At 37.2% G+C, this 8,271-nt stretch carries 6 protein-coding genes, 3 pseudogenes and 1 riboswitch; of the genes and pseudogenes, 2 read left to right on the forward strand and 7 right to left on the reverse strand.

The window, feature by feature from the left end; all coding sequences use genetic code 11:
* Window positions 1–113 precede the first annotated feature (113 nt).
* The gene (locus tag HNQ85_RS17265) at window positions 114–458 is read right to left on the reverse strand and encodes a hypothetical protein (RefSeq protein WP_181538938.1); all 345 of its coding nucleotides are present in this window, start codon (window positions 456–458) and stop codon (window positions 114–116) included.
* A 377-nt stretch (window positions 459–835) separates the two neighbouring features.
* Between HNQ85_RS17265 and HNQ85_RS17270 the strand changes: the two genes are divergently transcribed.
* Both HNQ85_RS17270 and HNQ85_RS17275 read left to right on the forward strand, forming a co-directional pair.
* Entirely contained in the window at window positions 836–1,687 is an 852-nt protein-coding gene (locus tag HNQ85_RS17270) for a DUF7164 domain-containing protein (protein ID WP_181538939.1), read from the forward strand.
* Between the two features lie 467 nt (window positions 1,688–2,154).
* A riboswitch (SAM riboswitch) is annotated at window positions 2,155–2,260 on the forward strand.
* Between the two features lie 98 nt (window positions 2,261–2,358).
* Entirely contained in the window at window positions 2,359–2,625 is a 267-nt protein-coding gene (locus tag HNQ85_RS17275) for a hypothetical protein (protein WP_181538940.1), read from the forward strand.
* A gap of 771 nt (window positions 2,626–3,396) precedes the next feature.
* On the opposite strand, the pseudogene HNQ85_RS17285 reads toward HNQ85_RS17275, so the two are convergent.
* From HNQ85_RS17285 to HNQ85_RS17305, 6 genes and pseudogenes are all read right to left on the reverse strand, one after another.
* Window positions 3,397–4,938, reverse strand: a pseudogene (locus tag HNQ85_RS17285) (glycosyltransferase family 2 protein); the annotation flags it as partial.
* Between the two features lie 33 nt (window positions 4,939–4,971).
* Window positions 4,972–5,862: pseudogene (locus HNQ85_RS18160) on the reverse strand (transposase).
* Between the two features lie 118 nt (window positions 5,863–5,980).
* Window positions 5,981–6,865, reverse strand: coding sequence for a glycosyl transferase family 2 (locus tag HNQ85_RS17295; protein WP_220129301.1), 885 nt, complete (start codon window positions 6,863–6,865; stop codon window positions 5,981–5,983).
* A 522-nt stretch (window positions 6,866–7,387) separates the two neighbouring features.
* A pseudogene (locus tag HNQ85_RS17300) lies at window positions 7,388–7,957 on the reverse strand (NAD-dependent epimerase/dehydratase family protein); the annotation flags it as partial.
* Window positions 7,920–8,045: an NAD-dependent epimerase/dehydratase family protein gene (locus HNQ85_RS18130; RefSeq protein ID WP_409994149.1), complete on the reverse strand. Its 126-nt coding sequence runs from the start codon at window positions 8,043–8,045 to the stop codon at window positions 7,920–7,922. The gene HNQ85_RS18130 and the pseudogene HNQ85_RS17300, both read right to left, overlap by 38 nt.
* Window positions 8,046–8,059: 14 nt before the next feature.
* Window positions 8,060–8,271 (reverse strand): UDP binding domain-containing protein (locus HNQ85_RS17305; protein ID WP_281363488.1); only part of this gene is annotated, 212 nt, incomplete at its 5' end.

Consider the following 8,271-nt stretch of genomic DNA (forward strand, 5'->3'; position numbering starts at 1 on the left):
ATTTTTTACTACATTACCATTTTATCGTTGATACGATAGCACCAACGAATTCAGTTCCATTCATCGTTACAGTTTGACTCGGAGCTGTAACGGGAAAGACTAGTACCGAGCAATCATATGCCAGTAGTTGTTACTGTAGGAAGAAAATCGATGAGATCCTCAAGTTTAAACTCAAGGAGCATTTCTTTTTTGATAACAGTACGCAATGTTCTTTCAACGCTGCGGTTCGTATCTAATAAGTCATCTAGATTTGATGCTAATGGTCCTGGGAATACCGTTGTGCCAGCAGGATTAACAAGGGTACCTAGAGCTGCTTGAAGCTTTTCAGCTTCGGAGTTAATAACATGGGCTAAGGACAGTTCTTCAAACGCAATGGTAGCAAGAAGTAAAAGAGCTACCGCTTCAGCATCCAAATCGATGTTTGGACTAATATCGTTAGGGAAATTCGGAAAAGACATTAACTTTCATCTCCTTTTGTATTTTTTACTACATTACCATTTTATCTTTGTTTATCTATTTTGTTTGGACTTGTTTCCTGGTGAGAAAACCCATTCTTTAAATGCTGTATGAACAGTATCCTCATTCATGTATTTTTGTGCTTTAGAATATCCTTTTTTCCAATGCCTATTTCTAGTAGGTCTCTTTCTCATGTTTCTGAAACAGTCATTTTGAATTTAGATACCACAAAAAACGTAAATAAGGGAACAATAAAATTTCAGTCGCCATATGATAAGAGAGAGTGTGCTGAAGGGGATCCTCTATTAAGGTGTTTATTTGACATCTCTAAATTTCTAAAATAAATAGAATAGAAATTTGTTGAATATGAGGTGAATTTATGAAGAGGGCGTTAGTTATTTACCTTGAAGATAAGCCTAGCCTAATGCTTCAGTTTGGCTGGCTATATACATCATTAAAGTATATTCAAGCAAAGGATACGGACCTCGTTGTCTTTGGCACGAAGGAGGCACTAAATAAAGTTCCTGAAGATTGTATAAAAGTTGAATATGAGCCTATCAGTTATAAAGATGGATGGAAAAATTATCATTATATTAATTCAATCAGCTGTTTAGCAGATGATCGTGCTGATTTTCTTGAGGAATATGATTTACTTCTTCGAACAGACGTAGATACCTTTTTAACACCTGCATGGAATAATTATTATCCGGAGCTTTATGCTGTTGGCCAGGGCGCTTACGTTCATGATGATGACGTAAAGGAGAGGATAAAAAGGATTGCAAAAGCACTTGGACTTAGGCATAGGGGGATTTATAACATTGGAGCAACTCATTACGGTTATGCGCCATTAGTAAGGGAAGTTTGTCGATTAACTGTGTCTACAGCTAAACATATTTTAGAGCATGAATTTAACGATGGACCGGGAAAGTGGCCGGGATGGTGGTGGGGGGTAACATCTATGTATAGCAGTGAAATAGCAGTTAACCATCTTGTAGACGAGTTCGTTGTAGATGGTGAAAAATTAGACTATTTCAGTACATCCTCTGATTCTATATTTAACCATCCTCATATTCACTGTTGGCATACTAATAAAATGTTCTCAAAGATTTGTTATGAAGCCGGTTTATATGATCATCTTTCTATCGATGATCTGGATTGTACGATCGTTAAAGATTATTGTGTCTATATAGCACTAAAGGCAAAACAGGAAATGCCGCAGCTTCTCTCCTAAGGGAGTATTTGGTAAAAATTTAATGACTTGAAGACAATAAGTAAATATTCCTTAAACTAAGGAAATGGCGGAAGGTATGAAATCAATGAAGAGACATCTTTACAAGCGTGGAGAAGTCGTGAGTTTCTATCGGGTTCGGGTTCATCGCTTCCCCAAACTAAGACGATTATCAAACAGCTCTCCCTCCTCATAAAACAACTTCAAGTAAAAACACTCCTTGACGCTTCATGCGGTGATTTTTCATTGAATGAAGAAATCAAAAAACAGATCGTGCGAGATGGAGTAGTCATTTATTCAAAATCCTAGTTAAAGTGCTTTGTCTTTACTTGAATTTTATCGAAGGTAGATAGAATTAAAGAAAAGGAGAGTTGCGCTATTTAAGTGACCTCTCTCCTTCTTTTGTTCATTCACAAAGGAAAACAATTAAGGCAAATAATGATTGTGATTTTGGAAGGATAATTGAATAAGTCTTATCAAGAGTGAACGAGAGATCGGGCTCGATGACTTCACAGCAATCTGCGCTTCGCGTAAGGTGCTTCTACCCGCAAAGCAATTCGCTTTGGATGATAAGAACGGCAAAAGCTCTTTTCGCATCATTCATAGCGAAAAGAGCTTTTTCGTTTCGTAACCGTTCCGTATCATCCCATCAGAACTAATAAAAGGAGGGATTTATGTTGAATGCCAACGGAATGCTTTGCGGCTACATGGTGCGCCATATGAAAGTTGACTCGTTTGTGGTGCATGTGGTGAACTGTGTCAAACACCAGCTTGAGGAGTTTGATCGAGCGTCGACGTTTTTTATGGATTTCTATACGAACTTTTTCTTATTCTACGGAAAAGTGTTTGGAAAAACGTTTCAAATCATTATGACTTTTGCAGAAGCAGAGGAACTGACAGCAGAATCACCGTATGTTCTGGATCGGTGGCACTCATCATGAGGGAAGAAAGTCTGAAATCTATTACAAGTGCGCAAATTCACCGCAGCCGCAAACAGTAATCATCCTTACAACGTAATTACATACCTATTTACCAATAAAGGACGGTTGTATTTAAGTGCGTATCGTGGATTTATATACTGGTATAATCGTAGGATGGTACATTGATACACAAATGATGAAAAAGTTAGTCATCAAAGCAAAGCGTAAACAAGAGGGAGAATCATTCATCATTCAAACTAGTATGAGTCTAATGACTATCAGCAACTGTTACAGGGGAGCATTTTCAACTGAGTATGTCGAGATGTGGGAAGTGTTACGACAACGCTCGTAGGGGATTGTTTCATAGTCTTATCAAGAAAGAGTGCATTGATCTGAATCAATTCCGTACACGGAAAGAAGCGAAACAAGCGATTCTCGAGTATTGAATGCTTTTGCACTTTTACAACTGGAAAATAAGTCATTCAAGCTTTTGGCTATCTTATCGCCATTTGAATATGAGGCAGCTTATTACGCTAACGAGAGAAAAGTAGCTGCATAAACAAGAGTTTTTCTCTCTGTTTAACGTGTCTGTTTTCTTGATATAATACCAATTCCCCTAAAAAATACCACTGAATTTTTTCACTTGAGGTATTAAACATTTTTTATCTTATTCTCCCAGATGGTTCTAAGTCTGTGTAGATAATTGCGAAGTTTCATCCAAATAGACACTTTTTTTTGTTCGAATGATTTTTCTGTTTTTTCGCTATGAAATTTGCCATCAGCTTTTAACTGCTCTATTAAGTACGAAAGAGCTTCTAAATGATCCCCAATAATACGTAATACAGCCTTTGGATGTCCTTTATCTGCAAAATGTTGATCTGGACGAATACGGTTTGGGCTCATCACATCCACAAAATGAACACATGAAACTTTGTACCCTTGCAATACAGCCTTCACTTGTGCAAGACATGGATTTAACAATACTTCCCATCCGATTCCGTCTAGGCATCTTCTGCTTATGGCATGAGGAACAGCTACGATTGAACCGACACCCAAATCCTTACGGTTACAAGCTAAATTCAACATATATTTATATAAATCGACAACATAGAGAGGAGGGAGAAGATTAAGATTCAAATCATTGAGTGCAACATCTACTCCGTCAGCAACTGCTTTGACGAACGGATGTAAATCATAGGACGGGATCGCAAAATCAGCATCAATAAAAAGAATAATATCACCAGTTGCTTGAAGTGCTCCGATTGCACGCCCTACATCATTTCCCAGTGCTTCTTTAAATACAATAACTGTGGCACCAAGTTGTTTCGCGATTCTTTCGGTATTGTCAGTTGAACCGTTCACAACAACGATAATCTCTAATGGATCCATCCTTCTTGCTTCTTCAATAACTTCCTTAATGGTCTTTTCTTCGTTTTGCGCAGGTATCACCACAGACAGTTGCTTACCGTTGTAAATAGAGGATTTCACTCCCCAACCTTCATAAATTGAGGGATTCCCGCCCGATTCTTTCTGGTAAGAAGAAAAACTTTTGCGTTTTTTTATCTGTTCAATAATGTCCCGTCTTCTGCCTCCATCGGTATAACCACCTCTTACACCGTGAGTCTGTAGCCACTCTGCCAATGCTTTCAGGTAATTCCTCATATTTTGTTTCTCTGCATCCGATAATGGACTTCTATATGAGCATTGTTCTTCTGAGTAAAACTCACCAGGGGACATTGCATCAATGGAATATTGACGACTAATGTGCCAGCCTTGTTCAATCGTACGCATATGAGCGAGAGCTGGATTTACAAGGCTTTCATAGCCAATCGCCTGTATGGCTTTTTTAGTAATCGCATGTGGCATAGAAAGAAGAGAATCAATATTCAACTCCGTATGCCCCAATGCATCATTTAATACTTGTTTCCATACTGTATAGGAATCAGGCCACTGTTTTACCCGCCTGTCAAGAAATGAACGATCGAAATTATTTAAGACCACCTCAGCCTCATCTTTCAGAATTGGTTCCAAGAATTGGCGCAACTGTGAAGCTGGAAGAACAATGTTTCCATCTAAAAATAGCAACACATCCCCATTTGCTTCTTTTGCTGCTTGTACACACCCATCATCACTATTCGTCTGTTGTGTAACAATTACTTTACATCCAAGTTTTTCCGCAACTTTTGTAAATTCTCCATCTTTATTCTTATTTTCATTAATTAAAACAATAATTTCATGTGGAGAAATACCTGAAGCAGATGCGATCACGTTTGTTAAAGTATCCGCATTATCCGAAGCCGAAATAATAATAGATATTAATTTATTCATTTCCATTTTCCTCCTATTATTTTAGATGGTGTTGCAAAACTAGAGTAAAAACTCAAAATTGTGCATTAGAATGCATAACTGTACCTGCAGGAAATAGCGATGAAACCCATACCAACGCGGTTGTTCTAATCGGTCATTCTTTCACTGATTAAATGTCTGTTCAATCGTGTTACGGAAACGGAACATCCACTTTCCTAATTCTGTTTTCAAAAATGAAGGCATGACCCGACCATAGGAATCTTTTCGCTCCTCACTATTTCGCGGGTTGATCGGTGAAATAAAAAAGATTCCATTTTCTTCAGCCATGTTACGAACATTTTCGCTATCATAGGAGGCATCTCCAAGGGCAAACTCGATCTTCCATTTCTTTAAAGATGGAAAAAACTCAAGTACAACGGACGCATCATGTTGATTGGCTGTTGCGAAAGCATGAGAGAGGATGATTCCTTCCCTAGTTGTACAAAGATGCAACTTATACCTTTTGAACCATTTATACCGAGTGGAAATTCCCCATCTCGCTTGAGAATCGTAGAAACTGCTTCAGAGTGCCGTACTGTCAATGATGACGACTTTTGGACACCGAACACCTAAGTCTTTGAGAAGTTGGGCGTTAAAAACGGAAAAACCTTGTTCTCGAAACCATTTCCTTGCCCGCGAAAACGTAGAAAGATGAGGAACCTCATGAAGCCCACAAATCCGACGGAAGTAGCCAAATCGATCCAGTGTGTTCACTAACTGGCGTAAAGAGTCAATAGAAAAATAAGTTTTCAAAAAGAAACACTTTAACAATGACTTTTTTGAAATCGGTGATCGCCCTGTCACATAAGGTGTTTCAGGTAAAGAAAGTTGGTCAATGTATTGAAATAAAGCCTGCAAAAGAGGATCGATTTCGCTAGACAGTGCATGTTTGATTACAACATTGGAAATCATGATAGTATCCACCCCTTGGAATGAAGTATTTTTGGTCACTGTATATAATTTCCAAGACGGGTGGATTTTTTGCGTGCTTTTATGCATCCATTATGCGTTTTGCAACACGTTCTTTAAATCAAAACTGTAAGTTCTTTACGTGATTAATATAATCTATGGTTTCCTTTTTTCCTAGTGCTCCATGTCCTGCAAGTTCTGGAAAGTCCTTATGTCCTGGCTGTTTGTCATAATATAAATCTACCTTCACTTTATTTACAACACAACCTTCATCCATATACTTTAGATTTGAAATAAAGGGAATTAAATGGTTGTTAACATCATGTATACATGTTACATTCTGCAAATAATAAATTTTAGGTACGTACTTTATATGATTGTAAAATTTTATAACATCAATGCGCTCAGGAAATAACTTCGTAACTTCTTGCTCAGATAAATTTGGGTAAGAAACATTCAATACACTTTGAACAACCGGTTTAAAAAACCATCTTGTTATACAAGTTTGAGGACAATCCACAAGAGCTATTGAATCTTTTATAAATCCGGCTAATATTAGAGACATAAATCCACCGCCAGAGGACCCATAAAACAGCACATTTTTTGGATTAATTTGTATTTTTTGTATAAGTTTTGTCAGAATGGTTGCAATATCTTTTAAATAAAATCTGTCCTTGGTTCCTTGTCCCCAACCCGCAAGTATATCTCCTAAATAAAGCGTTGGATCATTGTAATAAATAACAGAATCTTCAAAATCATTCATCCAAGAATGTCTCTGAAAATATGGTGGACCTACTCGCGGACCTACTGGGTTTATGCCACCTGCACCAAAAACAAGTAAATGAGGGGAATTTTCCTTTATCCTAATTAAAAACTCGTATTTTACCCCATCCCACTCTACTGTGAGTACGAAAGGCTCGGTAACAGGTAAACGAAGAGTATCCAATTGATCATATTTAATTGTTATGTTCTGATATTTATGAATCACTGTATTATCCTCAATCATTTTATCAAATCACTTCCTCTTTTCTAAATTATAGTAAGATAACGGTTTCCAAATCATTCTCATTCCAGTCTAGATATAGAATCGAACACCAAATCGATCATTTACAAAATTCGCAAAAAAGGTGTTACACTAATGGTGAAATGATTATCATAGCAATAGCTTTGCTTTTCATATAGAGGTTTTGTCACCTATTCAGCCGGACATACAAAGTTTCTTTTTTCAACCTTATTCAGCTGACTCTTTATGACAATTAGTACTGTTATCAAAGAAGCACGCAAAATTGAATCGCTGGAGATGCATGGAGTTGTAAATGAAACAACAGATCGAATTGCTAGGATTGCAAAGCTATTTTTTGTCATTTCTTCTGACCCATCAATACAGCCATTGGTAACAATAGTAATTTCAAATGGCTTTAGTTGTTTACTTTCTTCCTTCAATAACAGTCTCTAATGTACATACTTCATTAAAAACAGGAATATTAATTAGAAAATGTTATAGGCGTCATTTCTTTGCTCTCTTTCTCTACAACTCTCTCTTAAACCACTGTATTGTGTTTGTTAACCCTTCTATAAGAGAAACAGTTGGTTCAAACGAGAGAAGCTGTTTTAGATTAACTGTATCAGGACGCCGATTCGGAATTTCTTCAAATCCTATCGGATAGACCTTCTCAAACGGAACATAGGTAATAGGGGAGTTAGAATTTGTCATAGTACGAATTAAAGCCGCTAAATCTCGAATACTTATTTCATTTTCGGATCCAATGTTAATAATTTCACTATTTGCTCCTTCATCCATTGCTTTAATCGTTGCTTCTACAGCATCACTTACATAGGTAAAGCAGCGTGTTTGTGTCCCATCTCTATACACTTGGATTGGTTTCCCTTGCAATGCAGCATTAATAAAGCGTATCATCCCTGCGTATGGACCGTCCTTTGCACGTGGACCATAAATGTTAAAATAACGAACAATTGTAACAGGTAGCCCCTGCAAACCGTAGCCGAGACAAAGTGTTTCTTCTAATGTTTTACAAACGGCATAGCACCAACGCAATTTATTAGTCGGACCATATAAACGATCCCCATCTTCTGAAAAACAAATTATCCAAGATCGTAACTTTATGGTCACGCTTTACAAGTTCTTCTGCTAAATGTGAACCAATAAATCCTGCTCCTCTTGTAATAAGACATCAAGGCTTCATGTTCTCTCCTTCTTTCTAAACGAGTGTAAAATCCCTCTTGTATCAACAATCACTTTTGCTTCTTCATGAACAAGCTTCCAATCTATTACACTATGGTCGGTTAAAATAACAATCACATCTGCTTGTTGTATTTGCTCCCTTGATAGTTCTACAGATTTATAATTTATACCATTAATATAAATATTTGGAAAATAAGGGTCGTAATATT

This window comes from [Anoxybacillus] calidus (genome assembly GCF_013760845.1).
GTDB lineage: Bacteria > Bacillota > Bacilli > Bacillales > Anoxybacillaceae > Paranoxybacillus > Paranoxybacillus calidus.

Bases quoted from the DNA above. Each gene is read 5' to 3' on its own strand.
- HNQ85_RS17265 (WP_181538938.1), bottom strand. From the start codon at position 458: ATGTCTTTTCCGAATTTCCCTAACGATATTAGTCCAAACATCGATTTG.
- HNQ85_RS17270 (WP_181538939.1), top strand. From the start codon at position 836: ATGAAGAGGGCGTTAGTTATTTACCTTGAAGATAAGCCTAGCCTAATG.
- HNQ85_RS17275 (WP_181538940.1), top strand. From the start codon at position 2,359: ATGTTGAATGCCAACGGAATGCTTTGCGGCTACATGGTGCGCCATATG.
- HNQ85_RS17295 (WP_220129301.1), bottom strand. From the start codon at position 6,865: ATGATTGAGGATAATACAGTGATTCATAAATATCAGAACATAACAATT.